Genomic DNA, 17,631 nt, shown 5'->3' on the forward strand with positions numbered 1-17,631 from the left:
GTATCATCGACGCTCCCCGGGCGGGAGCGGGCATCGCACAGACGCTAGCTACTCGCCGGTAGCAACCGCAATACCAATGAGAATTTGTGCAGGTTGCGCCCGCCAACCGCCGCAGCTACGCCCGGTGAGCCGGCTCTTTCCGCCCTTCCTGCTCAGTTTCAGACTGCCGGTCTGGGTGGGTGCCGCCGTCGTGCTGTGCCAGCTTGGAAGGCCACCAGATTTTCGGTCCGATGTCGTACGCGAGCGCCGGAACCAGCAGTGAACGCACAATCACCGTGTCGAGCAGCACGCCGAATGCCACTATGAAGGCGATCTGCGCGAGGAACAGGATCGGGATGACGCCCAGGGCCGCAAAGGTTGCAGCCAGCACTACGCCCGCGGAGGTGATGACCCCGCCCGTCACACCCAGCCCGCGGAGAATTCCAGGCCGTGTTCCGATGCGCAGTGACTCTTCCCGTACCCGGGTCATCAGGAAGATGTTGTAATCGACGCCGAGCGCGACCAGGAACACGAAGCCGAACAGCGGAACCGACGCGTCCGCGCCATCGAACCCGAGCAGGTTGTTGAACACCAGCGCCGAGACACCGAGCGCAGTGGCGTAGGACAACACCACTGAACCGATGAGCAGCACCGGCGCCAGGACGGACCGCAGCAGCAGCATGAGGACCACCAGGATCACCACCAGGACGATGGGGATGATCTTCGTCAGGTCTGCCTGGGCGGTCTCGTTGGTATCCAGCGCGACGGCGGTCACGCCACCGACCAGCACGTCCGCGCTCACCGTGTCCAGATCGGTGCGCAACTGCTTGACGAGCTCCTCGGCCTCTGCGGAGTCAGCCTGGTAGTCAAGCGTGGCCCTGACCAGCACATTTCCATCGCGTACGACGACGTCGCCCGCCTGGTCAGCGGCAACGGTCGCCTCAGCGACGCCCTCCTGCGCTTCGAGGACATCGAGCACGCCGTCTTCCTGCCCTTCGGGAGCGATGATGGTCACCGGGCTGCCGGCGCCGGCGTTGAAGTGGCGGGCCAGTGCATCCTGACCATCCACCGCATTCGACGGAGTCAGGATCAGCGAGGACTGCGGGACACCCGAAGCCTGAAGTTGAAGCAGCCCGAGGGATCCTGCCACGAGGACCAGCAGGGAAACGATCCAGACAGGCCGGGAAGACCGTGAGATGAGTCCACCGACCCGCTTCCAGACGCCGCGCAGTCCTTCCAGACCGGTGACGTTGCGGCCGTGGACACCGGCCGGATGAGTGCCGGCCTTCGGCCGTAGCGGCCAGAAAGCGCTTCGCCCGAAAAGCAGGAGGAAGGCGGGCAGGAGGGTCAGCGCGGCCAGCAGGGAGAAGACAATGCCGATCGCGGCAATGGGACCAAGGCTGCGGTTCGAGTTGAGATCGGAAAAGAGAAGGCACAGCAGGGCGAGGATCACCGTGGCCCCGGAGGCGATGATCGGCTCGACCGAGGCCCGGTAAGCAACTTTCATGGCATCCCACTTAGAGCTGAACTCGGTGAGTGCTTCACGGTAGCGGGCAACCAGCAGCAGCGCGTAGTCCGTTGCCGCGCCGATCACCAGGATCGACAGGATCCCCTGGCTCTGCCCGCTCAGCTCGATCCAGCCCCACAGGGCGAAGGCGTAGACGAGCAGAATCGAGGTTGCCAACGCGAAGACGGAGGTGAACAGCACCAGGAACGGCAGGATGAGCGCACGGTACACGGCCAGGAGGATCACGAACACCGCTGCCAGGGCAACAGCCAGGAGGATCCCGTCAATTCCGCCGAATGCACTGACGAGGTCAGCGGTAAAGCCCGCCGGCCCGGTGACATAGCCCTCGGTACCCGCGGGAAGCTCCGCCTCAAGCACCTCGCGGAGTTCGATGACCACCTCACCCAGCTCGGCGCCGTCGGACACTGAGGCGATGTATTGGATGGCAAGGCCATCCTCCGAGGGGATGGGACCGATGACAGCCGGCTGCCCCTCGGCGGCAGGCTCAAGGCCGGGCACCTCAGTCAGCTGACCAGCCAACTCCTCATAGAGCGGGAGTTCCTGGGGAAGGATCTCGGTCTCCGACTCAACCACGATCACCGCGGGCACCGCGGTGGATTCCGTGAACGCTGCCTGCAGCTCGCCGGCCTCCGTCGATTCGGCGCTGGCCGGGAGGAAGGACGCCTGATCGTTACTGGAAACCTCCTCCAGCTTGCCGAAAGTGGGACCGCCGAAGCCGGCACCGATGAACCACAGCACCACGATGAATGCCGGGAAGAACACCCGGACCCACTTCTTGTTGAACATGCGCAACCTTCCTGGAGTATCTCTGCTTCCTACTATATCCACCATCGAGATAATTCGCAGTATTCTAATCTTGGAGATGAACAGGAGGAAGATGGCCGCCGCATCACGTGAACTACTGGCTTTGCTTCAGCAGTTCACCGTTGAGACTGACCGCTACGTGGATACGGTCAGCGTCCGCGATTCCCTGCACCGCACGGATCTGAACGCACTGGGGATCATGATGGGTGCTGCGCGCGCCGGCGCCACCGTGACACCCGGGATGCTCCGCCACGCCCTGAACCTGAGTTCACCGGCAACCACGGCGCTGATAGACCGGCTCGATGAAGCGGGGCACGTCCGCCGCTCCCGGAGTTCTGTGGATCGGCGGCAGGTACACCTCGAGATGACGGAGAAGGCACTCGAAACCGGGTCCCGGCTATTCATCCCCCTGGCGCGTGAAGTGGAACAGGCCCTCTCCGGGTTCGCCCCCGAAGAACTCGAGCTGTTCAGCACCATGATGCGCAAGGTCACGGACGCCACCGTGAACGCGCGCCGTCAGGCGTCGGAGGACGCGCCGGAGTAACCTGTCGGTCATGAATGATGAGGTCTACTCCCATGGCCACCACGCCAGCGTGACGAGCGCCCATGCAATGCGCCGGGCGCAGGATTCCGCCGGATACTTGCTGGAGCACCTTTCCTCCGGGATGCGCCTGCTCGATATCGGCTGCGGCCCGGGGAGCATTACCGCCGATTTTGCTGCACTGCTGGACCCCGCAGTGGTGATCGGCATGGATCGGGCCGAGGACGTCGTGGCTCTGGCGGCGCGCACCTATGCCGGCATTGAGAACCTCTCATTTCGCACGGGCAATGTGTATGACCTCGATCTTGAGGACGAATCCGTTGATGTGGTGCACGCCCATCAGGTGCTGCAGCACCTCACGGACCCGGTTGCGGCGCTACGCGAGATGCAGCGCGTCACCCGCCCTGGCGGCATCATCGCCGTCCGTGATGCGGACTTCCACGCCATGGCCTGGTACCCGCCGGCTCCGGAGCTGGACGAGTGGATGGAAACCTACCAACAGCTCGCCCGCAGCAACAGGGCAGAGCCCGACGCCGGCCGCCACCTCCTTGCCTGGGCTCACGAGGCGGGCCTGACGGAGGTGGAGGTATCGTCGTCGAACTGGTTGTATGCCACGCAGGAGCGCCGCCGCTGGCACGCGGAGACCTGGGCGGAGCGCGTGCTGAGCTCGGGCTTCGCGGAGCAGACGCTTGAGCGCGGTCTGGCGGACAGCGCCGCGCTGGAACGGATGGCTGCCGGTTGGCGGCGCTGGGGTGAATCGCCCGACGGCTGGTTCCTCATTCCGTGCGGGGAGCTCATCATCCGTGTGTGAAACAGTTGTCGATTCGGTTCGCGTGTGAAGTTGTAGGGTGAGGCGATGATGAGCCGGACCCTGCCAACCGATCCTGAGCATTTCGACATCGTGGTGGTCGGTGGCGGCCACAACGGCCTGGTTGCGGCAGCGTACCTGGCCCGTGCCGGCCGGTCCGTGGTGGTCCTTGAACGGCTGGACCGGGTGGGCGGCGCAGCGGTCTCCGCCGAAGCGTTTCCAGGCACCGGTGCCCGGCTGTCCCGCTACTCCTACCTGGTGAGCCTCCTGCCGCAGCAGATCATCGAGGACCTCGATCTTGACCTGCAACTGGTACGACGGCGGTACTCCTCCTATACGCCGCTGCCCGGCTTTGACGTGGGGCTACTCATCGATATCTCCGATGACGAGGCGACCCGCGCCAGCTTCGAACGCATCGGTGCTGAAAACGACACCGGCGGATTCGCGTCCTTCCACCGGAGCACTTCGATACTCGGCGAAAAGTTGTGGCCGACGGTGACGCAGCCGCTGCTGCGCCGGGCTGAGGCGCGCGCGTTGGTCGGCGACGACTCGGTGTGGGAAGACTTCATCGAGCGGCCGGTCGGTGAGGTGATCGAACGCTGCGTGGACAGCGATCTGGTGCGCGGGGTCTTACTGACCGATGGGCTCATCAGCACTTTCGCCCAGGCACACGACGAGGATCTGCAGCAGAACAAGTGCCTCCTGTACCACGTGATCGGCGGTGGCACCGGGAACTGGGATGTGCCCGTCGGTGGAATGGGCGCGGTCTCGGGAGAGCTGGAGCGGGCGGCGCGCGAAGCAGGCGTGGTGATCCGCACGGAAGCGGAAGTGACCGCTGTGGCAGCTACAGTCGGCGGAACACCGGTTGTGTATTACAGCGAAGGCGGTGGTCCTCAGCGGGTGAGCGGCGAAATTGTCCTCGCGAATGTCACGCCGGCCGCTCTGGCCCGGCTGATGGGCGGGCCGGATGCCTCACGCTTCCCACCGGCGTCGCACCCTGTTGCTGAAGGCGCCCAGGTGAAGGTGAACATGCTGCTGTCCAGGCTTCCGCAGCTCCGCGACCCGAATGTGAAACCGGAGCAGGCATTCGGCGGGACGTTCCATATCAACGAGACGTACCCGCAGCTGGAGAAGGCCTATGACGAGGCGGCCGCCGGCCGGGTACCCGACCCGTTGCCGATCGAGATCTACTGTCACTCGCTGGCGGATCCTTCGATCCTGTCGCCGGAGTTGCGGGAGGCGGGGGCGCACACACTCACCGTCTTTTCCCTGCAGACCCCTCACCGGCTGCTCGCTTCAGGGGACCACGATGCTCGCCGCGCTGCGCTGCAGCAGGCTGTGCTGGCGTCGCTGAACAGCGTGCTGGCCGAGCCGATCGAGGACTGCATCCTCGCCGGACCCTCGGGTGAGCCCTGCATCGAAACCAAGACCACCCTCGATCTCGAGGAAACGTTGGGCCTGACGGGCGGGAACATCTTTCACGGACCGCTGTCGTGGCCCTTTGCGGACGACGACGAACCCCTGGACACGCCCGCTCGCCGGTGGGGTGTCGCAACGGATCACACGCGCGTCCTGCTGTGCGGAGCGGGGTCACGGCGCGGCGGCGGCGTGAGCGGACTCGGTGGTTACAGCGCCGCGATGGCGCTGCTGGAAGAGGATTAGCCGAGGATTTCGGCACGTCCCCTGCGACCGTCCCGCTTCAGTACCTAGGATTGATTCATGTACAGGATCGTCACTGTCTGCACCGGCAATATCTGTCGTTCCCCCATGGCCGAAATTATGCTGAACCGCGCCTTTGAGGAGGCTGGTCTGGCCGATGACGTCCTGGTGGATTCCGCCGGCACCACCGGCTGGGAAGCAGGTAACCCGATCGATGAGCGGGCGGCCGCGAAGCTCACCGAACTCGGGCTTGTCAGCGATACGCACCGTGCGAGGAAGTTCGACCCGGAGTGGTACAGCGAGCGCAACCTCATTCTCGCGCTCGATGTTGACCACTACGAGGACCTCCGCCTGGAAGCGCCCGACGCCGAGAGCCGGAGCCGGGTGCGCATGCTTCGCGAATTCGATCCGGCCGCTGCCGGGACACCGGTTTCCGAGCTCGGAATTTACGACCCGTGGTACGGAGATCAGGCAGACTTCGAAGCCACGTGGCGAATGGTTAACGACGCCGTTCCCGGGATCGTTCAGTACGTACTGGAGGAACTGGCGCGGGGCCACGCCGCCCGCTGAGTGCTGACGAGGCTGGAGTCCTACTCCCCCGGCAGAGCCCTATACGCTCTCGACCAAGGCCTCGCAAGATCATCAGCAGCATGGACGAGACCCTGTATGCCTCCGCGGCAATGAAAGCGGCGTTGAAGGTTCCGTGCGGCCCCTAAGATTAACCAGTGACCCTTTCGATTTGGCTGGCGCTGGTCGGCGCCCAGGCGCTCATCAGTTTCACCCCGGGTGCCGGAGCCGTCAACACTATGAGCAACTCGCTCACCGTCGGCTTTCGCCGCTCCATGTGGGGCATCCTCGGCCAGCAGCTGGCACTGCTGGTACACATCGGCGTCGTCGCGGCAGGGGTTGGCCTCCTGGTCGCCGGGTCCCCGCTGGCATTCAGCATCATCCGCTACGCCGGTGCCGCTTACCTGGTTTACCTGGGCATCCGGAAGTTCCTTGAGCCCCTGGTGCCAGCCGAGCAGGCGGCCACGCTCCACGCCGAGGGCGCTGCGTCAATGTTTCGCCGCGGCCTCTGGGTGAACCTGCTCAATCCCAAAGCGATCGTGTTTTTCCTCGCGTTCGTCCCCCAATTCATCCGGCCCGAGCAGGAGCTTTTCGGCCAGTACGGGGTGCTGGCGGGAACCGTCGTCGTTATTGATGTTCTGGTGATGTGGCTGTTCTTCGCCGCCGCTGCACGTTCCTTCAGCCGGTTCACCAGCGGCCCGCGCGGGCAACGCGTCCTCAACCGCACGTTCGGCACCCTGTTCGTGGCCGTGGGTGCGCTGCTGGCATTCGCCTGACGTATGGGTCACAAGTCCGCGAACGCCGTCGCTCCGCTCATCATTGCCGTGGACGGCCGGTCCGGAGCGGGTAAAACCACCCTCGCCGTGGAACTTGTTGCACTGCTGCGCGAACACCACACCGTCAGCCTGTTCCACCTCGAGGACATCTACCCCGGTTGGGACGGCCTGGCCGACGGCATGGAGCGGTACGTCCGCACGGTGCTCACCCCGCTGGCTTCCGGACTGCCCGCCCGGTGGACGGCGTGGGACTGGACAACGAACAACGACGGTGCCACCCATCTCACCCAACCCGCTGACATTGTGGTGGTCGAGGGCGTGGGTGCGGCCTGCGCAGCTGCCCGGGAACTGCTCGACGTGGTGGTGTGGATACACGCTGACGACAATCTCCGCCGGACCAGTGCACTCGTCCGGGACGGCAATACGTATGCGCCGTTCTGGCAGCGTTGGTCCGAACAGGAAGAGCGGTGGCTCGCAACCGACCGGCCCGCGCCCCACGCTGACCTGCTGGTCCAGGGCCATCGCGGCAACGCCGTTCCGGACCAGCTTCGTCGTGCCTTGGCCGGACTGCCGCAGTGTGAATCGCTCATGTCCATGGAGCGTGCCGCACGGCGGGGTCTTACGCTACAGGTTGAGAGCGTCGCAGGGTGTCCGGACGCCGCAGGCGTTTTCTCCACCCTGTATGGCGGAGCTGAGGCCGCTGCCTGGCTGGACAGCTCCGCGGCCCAGGACCCGCAGGGCCGCAGCCGCTTCTCCATCCTGGCTGACGACGGCGGCCGGTTCGGGCAGGTTGCGCAGCACACCTCCGGCGTCACCATGGTCAGCAGCGGCCCGGTTACTGCCCGGATTGCCGGTCCATTTTTCCGCTGGCTCGACGGCGTGTGGGGTCGCCGCGCGGTCCGGTCGCCGGAGGACTATCCGGGGCCGTTCGCACTTGGCTGGCTGGGCTACCTTGGCTACGAGCTGAAGCGTGAAACCGGTGGTTCCGCTCCTGCGCACGGTTCCAGTTCGGTTCCGGATGCTTCGCTGCTCTTCGCGGGGCGTGCCGTCGTCCTTGACCACCGGGAACAGCGCACCTACCTGCTGACCTTGAGCGACGGCTCCCGCGACGCCGACGCCGATGCGTGGCTGGAACGTGCCCGCGCCGTCATGCTTTCCGGGGGCGCTGCTCCGGCGGTGACAAGTCCGGTGGGTGCACCGCGCCCACTGAGTGCACCCCGCTTCACTGCGCGGGACACACGCGAGCCCTACCTGGAGAAAATCCGTGCGGCCAAGGCGGAAATCACGGACGGCAACTCGTATGAGGTGTGCCTGACGACGGCCCTGACCTCACGCGAGGAAACGCCCGTCGACCCATTCGGCATCTACCTCGCCCTGCGAGGCGCCAATCCTGCCCCGTTTGCGCACTACTTCACCTTCCCGGGCTTCGCCGTCGCGAGCACCTCGCCCGAACGATTCCTGCGGCTGGACTCCACCGGCGGAATGCGGGCCGAACCAATCAAAGGAACCCGGCGCCGCTCCCCGGACCCAGCCCAAGACGCCGCCCTCCAGGAGGATCTGCGCACCAGCACGAAGGACCGGGCAGAGAACATCATGATTGTGGACCTGCTCCGCAATGACCTCTCCCACCTTGCAGTCCCCGGCACCGTGACGGTGACCCGGTTGTGCGACATCGAGACCTATGCAACCGTTCACCAGATGGTGAGCACCATCGACGCCCGGCTCCGGCCCGGTTCCTCCCGTGCCGAAGCCGTTGCGGCCGCATTTCCTGCCGGCTCAATGACGGGTGCGCCGAAGATCAGCACCATGGCTATCCTGGACCGGCTCGAGGAAGCACCCCGCGGGGTCTACGCCGGCGCCGCCGGCTACTTTTCCCTCGATGGGGCGGCGGATCTCGCCGTCGTCATCCGCACTCTCGTGCTGGAGGACGACGACGGCGGCACCCGCCTCACACTCGGAGTGGGCGGCGCGATCACTGCGGATTCCGACCCCGCCGAGGAGTGGGACGAGGTCCGGACGAAGGCGTTCGGGGTGCTGTCTGCGCTTGGTTCGAGCTTCCCCAGCTGACGCTGCGATCGAGCGGTTCGCTGAGCGGGCCTTTCGTCCACTTGGCGTCTGTGGAAGCATGGGACGCCCGAGGAAAGTGCAACGAAGGAGAACGGTCATGACTAGCTCCAACGATGAAAACACGCCCAACCTGAACGACGTTCCGGAGCCCGATAACGAGTTCCTTCCCAAGCGCATCCATCAGGGCCATGCGGGGCAGCCTGAACGCCTCGATGACGATGCCCTGGCGGCCGCAACGGAGCAGGAACGGGTCGACGCCGGTCTCATCGACTACGCACCGGACCAGGTTCCGGACGCTGCCGATCCCCTCCCTGCGGAAGCTTCCGATGAAGCAGACTTTGCCCAGCGCGGGCTGAACGAGGACAACGACACGAGCTCCTGACCTGCCCGGTCACTATGCTGATCGCATGACTGTTCTGGTGTTCCTCGACCCCGCCCGTCCCGACGGCCGCATAGCTGACGCAGCACAGCCGCAGCTGATGGTTACCGACACCGGGATCACGCGGGGTGACGGCATCTTCGAAACAATGCTCGCGGTCAACGGCGCTCCCCGGAAGCTGCAGGCCCACCTCGCCCGGCTGGCGACGTCCGCCGATGCGCTGGAACTGAAGATTCCGTCGTCGGACGTGTGGGAACGCGCCATCACCACCGCGCTGGCGGCAGCCGACGACGACGGCGAACTCGTGGTCAAGCTCGTCGCCACCCGGGGCGAACCAGAGGCTGGAGCCACCGCGTGGGTCCAGGTGTCCGCCGTACCGGTCGGGTTGCGCGGCCAGCGGCTGTCGGTCCTCCTGCTTGACCGCGGCTATGACAGCACGGTTGCCCAGCGTGCTCCGTGGCTGCTGATGGGCGCGAAGACCCTTTCCTACGCGGTGAACATGGCGGCGGTCCGCTATGCGCGCTCGCACGGCGCCGACGATGTCATCTTCACCTCGTCTGACGGCAAGGTCCTCGAAGGCCCGACCTCGACAGTCCTGATTGCGCGGGTCATCGACGGCGTCAAGCACCTCATCACGCCCCAGCTTGAGAGCGGGATCCTCCCGGGCACCTCGCAGGGTGCACTGTTTGCGGCGGCGCGTGAGGCAGGTTGGGATTTGGGTTACGGACCGCTCGTGCCGGAAGACCTGTTTGCATCTGACGGCGTCTGGCTGATCTCGAGTGTGCGCCTGCTCGCCGAGGTCGAGTCCATCGACGGAAAGCCGGTGACGGTTTCACCGGAGTTGACCGCGGAGTTGAGCGGTCTCGTAGCGTCCGTTTCCTAGCCCGAGCGTTTATCCCCCAGCCCACCCGCACGTTCCCTGGCCCACTCGTCCGTCTCCTGCCCCACCCGCAAAAGTGCCGGGAATTCGCAGGATCGTGGGGACATCCCCACGAACCTGCCACGCATCGGCACTTTTGGCTCAGGCCTGCCACGCCCCGGCGCCTTTGGCCCGAGTACCACCGGCGTTACCGCACGTTACGGCCCGGCATGGCAGGCATGGCGCCGCCGGTGCTACGTTCATTCCGGAGTAACGAGTGCCAGCGCCAAGCCCTGACTTGCTGGACGGCAACCCTCTTTCACGGCGGGGTGCCTCAGGTGACTACTCGGCACAACGATCACATCCCATGATCACCAGCGTGCACAGCGTGAGGAGACACAATGGCACTGCATTCCAACCCCCATCCCCCGGCGAATTCCCGGCCCGGCAACGGCTATGCCGGCAACATCACCGCACGTGATGCGGTGGAACGCGTCAGCAAGGGCGCCGTGCTGGTGGATGTCCGCACTGTCGAGGAATGGCGGAGCGTCGGCGTTCCCGACCTCACCGACGCCGGGACCGTCCCCCTCTTCCTCGAGTGGACGCGCTCCGACGGCAGCCGTAACGTCTCCTTCCTCAACCAGCTGAACGGGCTCAAGGGCCGCGAACTGCTTTTCCTGTGCCGTTCCGGCGTCCGTTCTGTGGCAGCAGCACAGAATGCCACCGCCGCCGGTCACACTGCCTACAACGTGCTGCACGGATTTGAGGCCGACGGCGGCTGGCGCTCCAGCGGCCTCGCCACCACAGTGCATGCAGAAGAAGCCCCAGAGAGCACGGATACGACAGATCACGCAACGACCACAGGACAGACCGCGATCACAGAACGGACCGGCGCTGCCCGGTCGGCAACGGACCGTGGCGACGCCCGTGAATGAGCACACGCCAGTAAGTGAGCCCGCGCCGTCGTCGTTCTCTCCGGCGGCCAGCCGTGAGCCCATCGCGGGGAACGGCGGCTACCCCCGAATCCAACGCCCGGATGACGACGGCGCTGCCTGGTCACCCGATACCCTCGCGGTACGCGGGGGGCTGGCACGGTCCAACTTCGAGGAGACGTCCGAGGCGCTCTTCCTGAACTCGGGCTTTGTGTATTCCTCTGCTGCGGCGGCGGAGGCAGCCTTCACCGGGGACGTCGACCGCTTTGTATACTCCCGGTACGGCAACCCGACTGTCGCCATGTTCCAGGAGCGGCTTCGCCTGCTCGAGGGTGCGGAGGCGTGCTTCGCCACAGCCAGCGGCATGTCTGCCGTCTTCACCGCGCTCGGTGCCCTCCTGGCCTCGGGCGACCGCGTTGTTGCCTCCCGCAGCCTCTTCGGCTCGTGCTTCGTCATCCTCAACGAGATTCTGCCGCGCTGGGGTGTGGAGACTGTCTTCGTGGACGGCTGGGACCTCGGCCAGTGGCAGGAAGCACTGAGCATTCCCACCACGGCGGTCTTCTTTGAGTCGCCGTCCAATCCGATGCAGGAGATCGTCGATATCCGGGCGGTCGTTGAGCTCGGCCACGCGGCCGGTGCGCAGGTCGTCGTCGACAATGTCTTCGCCACACCGCTGCTGCAGCGGTGTACGGAACTGGGTGCCGACGTCGTCGTCTATTCCGGCACCAAACACATCGACGGGCAGGGCCGGGTGCTGGGCGGCGCGATCCTCGGCCGCAGGGAGTTCATCGAGGGTCCGGTGAAGACACTCATGCGGCACACCGGGCCCGCGCTGTCGTCATTCAATGCCTGGACCCTCCTCAAGGGACTGGAAACCCTTTCCCTGCGGGTGAACCACTCCTCGTCCTCGGCGCTGACCCTCGCCCGCTGGCTTGAAGCCCAACCGGCTGTGAACTGGGTCCGTTACCCGTTGCTCGAATCGCACCCGCAGTTTGATCTCGCTGCCGCCCAGATGACAGCTGGCGGCACGGTGGTGACCTTTGAACTGGATGCACCCGAGGGAAAGGCGAAGGAGCGCGCCTTTGCGCTGCTCGATGCCCTGAAAGTCATCGATATCTCCAATAACCTGGGCGATTCAAAGACGCTGATCACCCACCCTGCTACCACCACACACCGCGCCATGGGTCCTGGAGGGCGTGCCGCAATCGGCTTGACCGACGGCGTCATCCGGCTCTCGGTGGGCCTTGAAGACGTAAGCGACCTGCAGACTGATCTGGGCAAGGCACTCACTTCCTGATGTCTGGGTAGCCTCACTCCGTAACCCAAACGATCGTCCAAGGTTTCCCCAAGAAGGCAGGAGCAATCTTGCTGCTGAGGCACACATCGAGTACGTAGTCTGGGCGGGCGTTTTCAACGCACCCCGATGCGCGTCCCACCAAAAGAAACACCTTTGGAAGGGATGTTCCCATGTCTGTCAGCAGGCGCAATTTCCTGGCGATGGGCGGCTTCGGTGCTCTGGCCGCCGCGACCCTCACCGCTCCCCTGGCCTCCATCAGCGCGAAGTCCGCGCCGGTCCTGGACGGCTCAAAGCTCAAGCCCTATCAGCTCGCGTTCACCCGTCCGCCGTTCCTGGCGCCGTACAAGACGGGAATCAACCCGTTGGACGGGAAACCGCAGAACTTCTACAACGTGACCCAGAAGGCTGCGACGGCCTCCCTTGTTCCGGGACTGAAGACACGCATCCTCGGCTACAACGGGATCTTCCCCGGTCCCACCATTTCCATCGATCAGGGCACGCATGCCGTTGTGACGATGCGGAACCAGTTGCCGAAAGCCCATCCCGACTTCGGGACTCCGATGGCAACGTCGACCCACCTGCACGGTTCAGCGTCCCTGCCGCAATACGACGGCTACGCCTCCGACACCACGCTGCCCGGGTTCCGGAAGGACTACCACTACCCCAACTTCCAACCCGCACGCACACTCTGGTATCACGACCACGGCGTCCATTACACGGCGCAGAACGCATACTCGGGCCTTGTCGCCATGTATCAGATCCACGATCCGGCTGAGCGCGCCTTACTACCGCAGGGCGAATTCGACGTACCGCTCATGGTGAGCGACATCCAGCTGCGCGCCGACGGAAACGCAAACTATGACGACCACAACCACAGTGGCCTCTGGGGTGACATCAACCTGGTCAACTCGGTCCCCTGGCCGCTCATGAAGGTCAAGCGCCGGATCTACCGCTTCCGGGTGCTGGTCTGCGGCATCTCAAGATCATTCCGGTTCAAGCTCAGCACCGGGGAGCCGCTGACAGTCGTGGCGACCGACGGCGGACTCATGCCTCGCGCGATCCCGGTGGCCCAGTACCGGCATGCCAACTCGGAACGCTATGAGGTCCTGATCGATTTCTCAAAGTACAGGGCGGGTCAGCGGATTGAGTTGCAGAACGTTTCCAACCCCAACAACATCGAGTTCGGCAATACCCGCCGGGTCATGGCCTTTGACGTCACGGACGACGCCTTCGACCGCAATGATCCGACTGCGCTGACACTTCCCACAGTCCTCGCTAACAGCAGTCCGATGCAGCTGACCCGGGCGATGGCCAAGGCCACGCGCCGGCTACGGGTTGAGCGCCAGAACGGGGAGTGGAAGATCAACGGTATGAGCTGGGCGGATGTGATCGCGAGCAACTTCCAGAAGGTCATCGCCAATCCCGGTGCCAACGACGTCGAGATCTGGGAAATCGAAAACAAGTCGGGCGGCTGGTTCCATCCCGTGCACATCCACCTGGTTGATTTCCACATCCTCAGCCGGAACGGACAGCGCCCCTTCAGCTATGAGGAGGGCCCGAAGGACGTCATGTACGTGGGTGAGAACGAGACCGTTCAGGCGATCATGCGGTTCGAACACCAGAAAGGCCGCTACATGGTTCACTGCCATAACCTCCCCCATGAGGATCACGACATGATGCTGCAGTTCAGGGTCGGCCTGTTGCAGGGTGAACCGGATCCCAACGATCCCATCACCGCCGCACGCCCGGTCTTCGACAGCCCTGTCGGGTAGCGCGGCGACCTGAAGCTGGGATTCACCTGTGAGTTCTCCCGCAAATTGAACCATCCGGGGTAGTTCGTGCGTCTTCCCAGCAGAGGGGTCGAGTGGCCACTCCCATCCCCCGGGTGTCCAGGGGGTGTTTACGGGAGGAATCAACATGAGTAAAGCAATGCGTGTCTTGTTCGCCGTCATCGCCGTTTGCCTGTTGGCGTTGACCGGCTGTGGCGGCTCCACCTCAACCGAGACCGAGACCAGCCCCCCAGCCGCAGAAACCACGCCGGCAGAAGAACCGACAAGCGCTGAGCCCACCGAGGCGGAGGCAACGGAGGGGGCTTCCGAGGAACCATCCGGTGAAGCAGCGGCCGGCGGAACCGTCGGAACGCCGCTTGGTGTCGCGGAGACCGACCTGGGTGAGATCGTCGTCGACTCCGAAGGCATGGTGGTCTATTACTTCACCAATGACGAGGCGAACTCCGGGGTGAGCGCCTGTGAGGGCGGCTGCCTTGAAGCCTGGCCGCCGGTGCTCAGCGACAGCGAGACACCCGAAGTGGAAGGCGTTACGGGCGAAGTGGGCACCATTGAAACACCCGAGGGTGAACTGCAGGTCACGATCAACGGCATGCCGATCTACTACTTCGCCGAAGATGAGGCTCCGGGCGACACCAACGGCCAGGGCGTCAACGAGGTGTGGTACGTCGTAGCCCCTGACGGCGAGATGATCCAGTAAGGTAACGGCCGCGGCTAACCGCTCGAGGCCACATCCCGGGCAAGCAGGGCACTCTTGAGGGAGCGCAAAGCGTAGTGCAGACGGGATTTCACGGTCCCTTCCGGTATGGACAGGGACCGTGAAATCTCCGCCGCTGTCTCGCCGCGGAAGTAGAAGTGAAGTACCACGTCGCGGTGTTCAGGCGACAGCTCATTCAGTGCATCCGTCAGCAGCCACGAGGTCAGCAACTGCTCGACCTCGTCATCGGAAGGAGTATCCGGAACCTCGTCCACATCGAACTCGTGGCGGCGGAAACCGCTGCGGAACGAGTCCACCAGGATGTTCCGGGCAACGACAAAGAGCCAGGCACGGATTTCAAGCTCGCTGTGACCGCGCATCACCGGATGCTCCCAGGCCCGTAACAGGGTGAGCTGGACCACCTCGTCAGCCAGAAAGGCGTCCGCTGTCAGACGACGGACGAAGCGCCTCAGCGGGCGCAGGTGGTTGTCCCTGATCACGCTCAGCCAGTCAGCCTGTCCATCGGCCATGTTCGTTCCCCACGTTCGACATCACACCGCAGTACCTACCCATTGAGACGATGGAACGTTGGGAAAAGCCTGCGCTTTTCGAAACGCTGCCTTCATGATGCACCCCCGGAGCGCATCCGGAACAGGGGCCTGCTAGCCGAAAATGAAGTTCCAGGTGCCGGCGAGGACCGCCGCGGTCACGGCGCTCGCTGCGATCAGCACGCCCACCAGGACAACGACGACGTCCACTCGGCTGAAGGTGCTTTCCCTCGCCCAGGTGCGCGGTCCGGCTCCGAAACCACGAGCCTCCATGGCCACAGCCAGCCGGGTGGCCCTGCGGATGGCCTGGACCATGAGCCCGAACGCCTGCCCCAGAAAATGCCCGAACCGCGCTGCCGGGTTCCCCTCATGCCCTACGCCGCGGGCGTGCCTGGCGAGGCCCAATGTGCGCCATTCGTCGAACAGCAAGCCGACCAGCCGCATTCCGGCGAGTGCTCCCAGCACAAACCGGTGCGGCGCCTTCAGCCGCTGCGCCAGGGCATCGGCAAGGTCCGTCGGGTCGGTGGTGGTCAGGAGAAACAGCCCGGGCAGCGCGATTGCGAGCCCACGTAGGCCAATCGCGAGCCCGGCGTTGACTGAATCTTGCGTGAATAGAACGGGCCCGAACTCGAGAAGAACGCGTCCGGTCTTTTCAGCCAGTAGCGCGGTGCCGTAAGCGGCGACCACCGCCGCGATAACAAACGGCCACGTCCTCAGGAAGAGCTTCCGCACGCTGATGCCCAGCAGCGGGAGCAGCAGCAGTTCACTGCCAAGGACGACGCCGGCACTCACCCAGTCCACGCTCAGCATCACGACGACGGTGATCACCACAGCCGCGAAGAGCTTCGAGAGCGGATTGGCCCGCGGAAGCACCGTTCCGGTGATGGTGGGATTCACCACGTTCATGCTCACGCCGCCGCCTCCAGCGTTGCGGACGTACCGTCAACGGCCGCAATGCGGCTTCCGAGCGCTGCCGTGTACTCGCGGTCATGCGTCACCGAAACCACGCAGGTCCCCCCGTGGATGAGTTCCACCAGCAGGGTTACCAGCTCCGCCCAGGTGTTGGCGTCCTGGCCGAAGGTCGGCTCGTCCAGGATGAGGATGTCCGGGTTGGTGGCGAGCATGGTGGCAACGGACAGCCGTCGCCTTTCACCGCCGGACAGCGTGAACGGATTCGCTTTCAGCAGCCCCGTGAGCCGGAGCCGCTCGGCGATGGGGTCAATCCGCCGTCGTACCTCTTCCTCGGTAAGCCGGGCCACCCTGCGCGGGCCGAACTCCAGTTCCTCACGCACTGTGTTGGTGAGGAACTGGTGTTCGGGCTCCTGGAAAACCGTGCCGATCCGGTTGACCAGGTCGGCGGACTTCCACTCATATGGTGTCGCGCCGGCGCCGCGGGCGAGCGGCTCCAGAGCTGTCAGTCCGCCTCCCCGGGGGCGGAGCAGCCCGGCGAGAGTGAGCGCGAGCGTCGATTTCCCGGCACCGTTGGGCCCCAACACGCTGACTGCTTCCTGCCGTCGCAGAGTGAGGTCAACGCCGCTGAGAACTGCCGGTCCACGCTTGGTGCGCGCAACGGACAGCCCGGACGCCTGCAGCAGGTCCGTTCCGGAGCCGGTACGAACTGTTGGTGTCTCCGGCCGGTAACCCGGCACCCAGACTCCTGCCTCAATAAGCCTGGCCCGCGTGGATTCGTGCCGGAGCACTGTAGCCGGAGCACCATCGGCGAGGATGCCGCCGTCCGAATCGAGCACCACTACCCGATCAACGACGTCAGCCCAGATCTCAACTCGGTGCTCCACCACAACGAGCGTCGCCGAGGTTCGGTTGAGTACGCGGAGAACGGCATCACGCACTTCCAGTACTCCGGCAGGATCCAGGTTGGCGGTCGGCTCGTCAAGGAGCAGCAACCCGGGTTGCATCGCGAGGACTGCTGCAAGCGCCAGCCGCTGCTTCTGACCGCCGGACAGCGCGGTGGTGGAGGAATTCAGCGGGACATCGAGGCCGACGTCGTCCAGCGACTGGCGTACGCGTGGCCAGATTTCGTTCCGCGGCACGGCCAGGTTTTCGGCACCGAACGCCACTTCGTCGCCGACCCGGGCGAGCACCAGTTGGCTGTCCGGGTCCTGGAGCACCAGCCCGGAGCGGCCTCGTGAGTCAGCCGGGCTGACGCCGTCGATAGTGAGTTCGCCGGCCTGCTCGCCCTCGTCCTGATCTCCCAGGACGCCGGCGAGTCCATGCAGCAGTGTGGACTTTCCGGCGCCGGAAGCGCCGAGGAGGAGGACACGCTGACCCGGCTCGATCGTCAGGTCGATGTTTCGGACGGCCCAGCGTGTTCGTCCGGGGTGGCGCCAGCCCCAGCCCTTCGCTGTGATCGACGCCGGGACGGGCTCAGCGACGGCGGTCATG

At 64.9% G+C, this 17,631-nt stretch carries 16 protein-coding genes and 1 riboswitch; of the genes, 12 read left to right on the forward strand and 4 right to left on the reverse strand.

All coding sequences use genetic code 11. From position 1 onward, the window contains the following. Window positions 1–115 precede the first annotated feature (115 nt). On the reverse strand, window positions 116–2,293 hold the full coding sequence (locus tag P4U43_RS02890) for an MMPL family transporter (protein ID WP_277357367.1): 2,178 nt from the start codon (window positions 2,291–2,293) through the stop codon (window positions 116–118). A 91-nt stretch (window positions 2,294–2,384) separates the two neighbouring features. On the opposite strand from P4U43_RS02890, the gene P4U43_RS02895 reads away from it, so the two are divergent. From P4U43_RS02895 to P4U43_RS02950, 12 genes are all read left to right on the forward strand, one after another. Beyond that, window positions 2,385–2,855, forward strand: a complete 471-nt coding sequence (locus P4U43_RS02895) for a MarR family transcriptional regulator (protein ID WP_082565801.1) — start codon at window positions 2,385–2,387, stop codon at window positions 2,853–2,855. A 10-nt stretch (window positions 2,856–2,865) separates the two neighbouring features. Then, entirely contained in the window at window positions 2,866–3,663 is a 798-nt protein-coding gene (locus P4U43_RS02900; RefSeq protein WP_277357368.1) for a methyltransferase domain-containing protein, read from the forward strand. Window positions 3,664–3,708: 45 nt separating this feature from the next. Continuing rightward, window positions 3,709–5,322 carry a phytoene desaturase family protein gene (locus P4U43_RS02905; protein WP_277357369.1) on the forward strand — a complete coding sequence of 538 codons (1,614 nt, stop codon included), beginning with the start codon at window positions 3,709–3,711 and terminating at the stop codon, window positions 5,320–5,322. 57 nt (window positions 5,323–5,379) lie between these two features. Then, complete coding sequence (locus tag P4U43_RS02910; protein WP_277357370.1) at window positions 5,380–5,889, forward strand: low molecular weight protein-tyrosine-phosphatase; 510 nt, start codon at window positions 5,380–5,382, stop codon at window positions 5,887–5,889. A 155-nt stretch (window positions 5,890–6,044) separates the two neighbouring features. After that, on the forward strand, window positions 6,045–6,662 hold the full coding sequence (locus P4U43_RS02915; RefSeq protein ID WP_056543312.1) for a LysE family transporter: 618 nt from the start codon (window positions 6,045–6,047) through the stop codon (window positions 6,660–6,662). 3 nt (window positions 6,663–6,665) lie between these two features. After that, window positions 6,666–8,729, forward strand: a complete 2,064-nt coding sequence (gene pabB, locus P4U43_RS02920) for an aminodeoxychorismate synthase component I (RefSeq protein WP_277357371.1) — start codon at window positions 6,666–6,668, stop codon at window positions 8,727–8,729. A 97-nt stretch (window positions 8,730–8,826) separates the two neighbouring features. Beyond that, window positions 8,827–9,111: a hypothetical protein gene (locus P4U43_RS02925; RefSeq protein ID WP_277357372.1), complete on the forward strand. Its 285-nt coding sequence runs from the start codon at window positions 8,827–8,829 to the stop codon at window positions 9,109–9,111. Window positions 9,112–9,136: 25 nt separating this feature from the next. After that, window positions 9,137–9,991, forward strand: a complete 855-nt coding sequence (locus P4U43_RS02930) for an aminodeoxychorismate lyase (protein WP_277357373.1) — start codon at window positions 9,137–9,139, stop codon at window positions 9,989–9,991. Window positions 9,992–10,236: 245 nt separating this feature from the next. After that, window positions 10,237–10,362, forward strand: a riboswitch (SAM riboswitch). A 6-nt stretch (window positions 10,363–10,368) separates the two neighbouring features. Continuing rightward, a complete protein-coding gene (locus P4U43_RS02935) occupies window positions 10,369–10,902 on the forward strand; it encodes a rhodanese-like domain-containing protein (protein ID WP_277357374.1) in 534 nt (177 codons plus the stop codon). A gap of 88 nt (window positions 10,903–10,990) precedes the next feature. Further along, window positions 10,991–12,196 carry an O-succinylhomoserine sulfhydrylase gene (locus P4U43_RS02940; protein WP_277357462.1) on the forward strand — a complete coding sequence of 402 codons (1,206 nt, stop codon included), beginning with the start codon at window positions 10,991–10,993 and terminating at the stop codon, window positions 12,194–12,196. A gap of 170 nt (window positions 12,197–12,366) precedes the next feature. Next, the gene (locus P4U43_RS02945; protein WP_277357375.1) at window positions 12,367–13,968 is read left to right on the forward strand and encodes a multicopper oxidase family protein; all 1,602 of its coding nucleotides are present in this window, start codon (window positions 12,367–12,369) and stop codon (window positions 13,966–13,968) included. A 145-nt stretch (window positions 13,969–14,113) separates the two neighbouring features. After that, window positions 14,114–14,683, forward strand: a complete 570-nt coding sequence (locus tag P4U43_RS02950) for a COG4315 family predicted lipoprotein (RefSeq protein ID WP_277357376.1) — start codon at window positions 14,114–14,116, stop codon at window positions 14,681–14,683. A gap of 14 nt (window positions 14,684–14,697) precedes the next feature. On the opposite strand, the gene P4U43_RS02955 is transcribed toward P4U43_RS02950, so the two are convergent. From P4U43_RS02955 to P4U43_RS02965, 3 genes are all read right to left on the reverse strand, one after another. Beyond that, a complete protein-coding gene (locus P4U43_RS02955) occupies window positions 14,698–15,210 on the reverse strand; it encodes a sigma-70 family RNA polymerase sigma factor (RefSeq protein WP_056543299.1) in 513 nt (170 codons plus the stop codon). 132 nt (window positions 15,211–15,342) lie between these two features. Further along, window positions 15,343–16,134: an energy-coupling factor transporter transmembrane component T family protein gene (locus tag P4U43_RS02960; RefSeq protein WP_277357463.1), complete on the reverse strand. Its 792-nt coding sequence runs from the start codon at window positions 16,132–16,134 to the stop codon at window positions 15,343–15,345. Window positions 16,135–16,136: 2 nt separating this feature from the next. Continuing rightward, entirely contained in the window at window positions 16,137–17,630 is a 1,494-nt protein-coding gene (locus P4U43_RS02965; RefSeq protein ID WP_277357377.1) for an ABC transporter ATP-binding protein, read from the reverse strand. Window position 17,631 lies beyond the last annotated feature (1 nt).

The sequence above is a fragment of the Arthrobacter vasquezii genome, from assembly GCF_029455255.1.
GTDB classification, from domain to species: domain Bacteria; phylum Actinomycetota; class Actinomycetes; order Actinomycetales; family Micrococcaceae; genus Arthrobacter_D; species Arthrobacter_D parietis.

Bases quoted from the DNA above. Each gene is read 5' to 3' on its own strand.
- P4U43_RS02935 (WP_277357374.1), top strand. From the start codon at position 10,369: ATGGCACTGCATTCCAACCCCCATCCCCCGGCGAATTCCCGGCCCGGC.
- P4U43_RS02890 (WP_277357367.1), bottom strand. From the start codon at position 2,293: ATGTTCAACAAGAAGTGGGTCCGGGTGTTCTTCCCGGCATTCATCGTG.
- pabB (WP_277357371.1), top strand. From the start codon at position 6,666: ATGGGTCACAAGTCCGCGAACGCCGTCGCTCCGCTCATCATTGCCGTG.
- P4U43_RS02900 (WP_277357368.1), top strand. From the start codon at position 2,866: ATGAATGATGAGGTCTACTCCCATGGCCACCACGCCAGCGTGACGAGC.
- P4U43_RS02950 (WP_277357376.1), top strand. From the start codon at position 14,114: ATGAGTAAAGCAATGCGTGTCTTGTTCGCCGTCATCGCCGTTTGCCTG.
- P4U43_RS02910 (WP_277357370.1), top strand. From the start codon at position 5,380: ATGTACAGGATCGTCACTGTCTGCACCGGCAATATCTGTCGTTCCCCC.
- P4U43_RS02905 (WP_277357369.1), top strand. From the start codon at position 3,709: ATGATGAGCCGGACCCTGCCAACCGATCCTGAGCATTTCGACATCGTG.
- P4U43_RS02965 (WP_277357377.1), bottom strand. From the start codon at position 17,630: ATGACCGCCGTCGCTGAGCCCGTCCCGGCGTCGATCACAGCGAAGGGC.
- P4U43_RS02895 (WP_082565801.1), top strand. From the start codon at position 2,385: ATGGCCGCCGCATCACGTGAACTACTGGCTTTGCTTCAGCAGTTCACC.
- P4U43_RS02955 (WP_056543299.1), bottom strand. From the start codon at position 15,210: ATGGCCGATGGACAGGCTGACTGGCTGAGCGTGATCAGGGACAACCAC.
- P4U43_RS02945 (WP_277357375.1), top strand. From the start codon at position 12,367: ATGTCTGTCAGCAGGCGCAATTTCCTGGCGATGGGCGGCTTCGGTGCT.
- P4U43_RS02960 (WP_277357463.1), bottom strand. From the start codon at position 16,134: ATGAACGTGGTGAATCCCACCATCACCGGAACGGTGCTTCCGCGGGCC.
- P4U43_RS02925 (WP_277357372.1), top strand. From the start codon at position 8,827: ATGACTAGCTCCAACGATGAAAACACGCCCAACCTGAACGACGTTCCG.
- P4U43_RS02930 (WP_277357373.1), top strand. From the start codon at position 9,137: ATGACTGTTCTGGTGTTCCTCGACCCCGCCCGTCCCGACGGCCGCATA.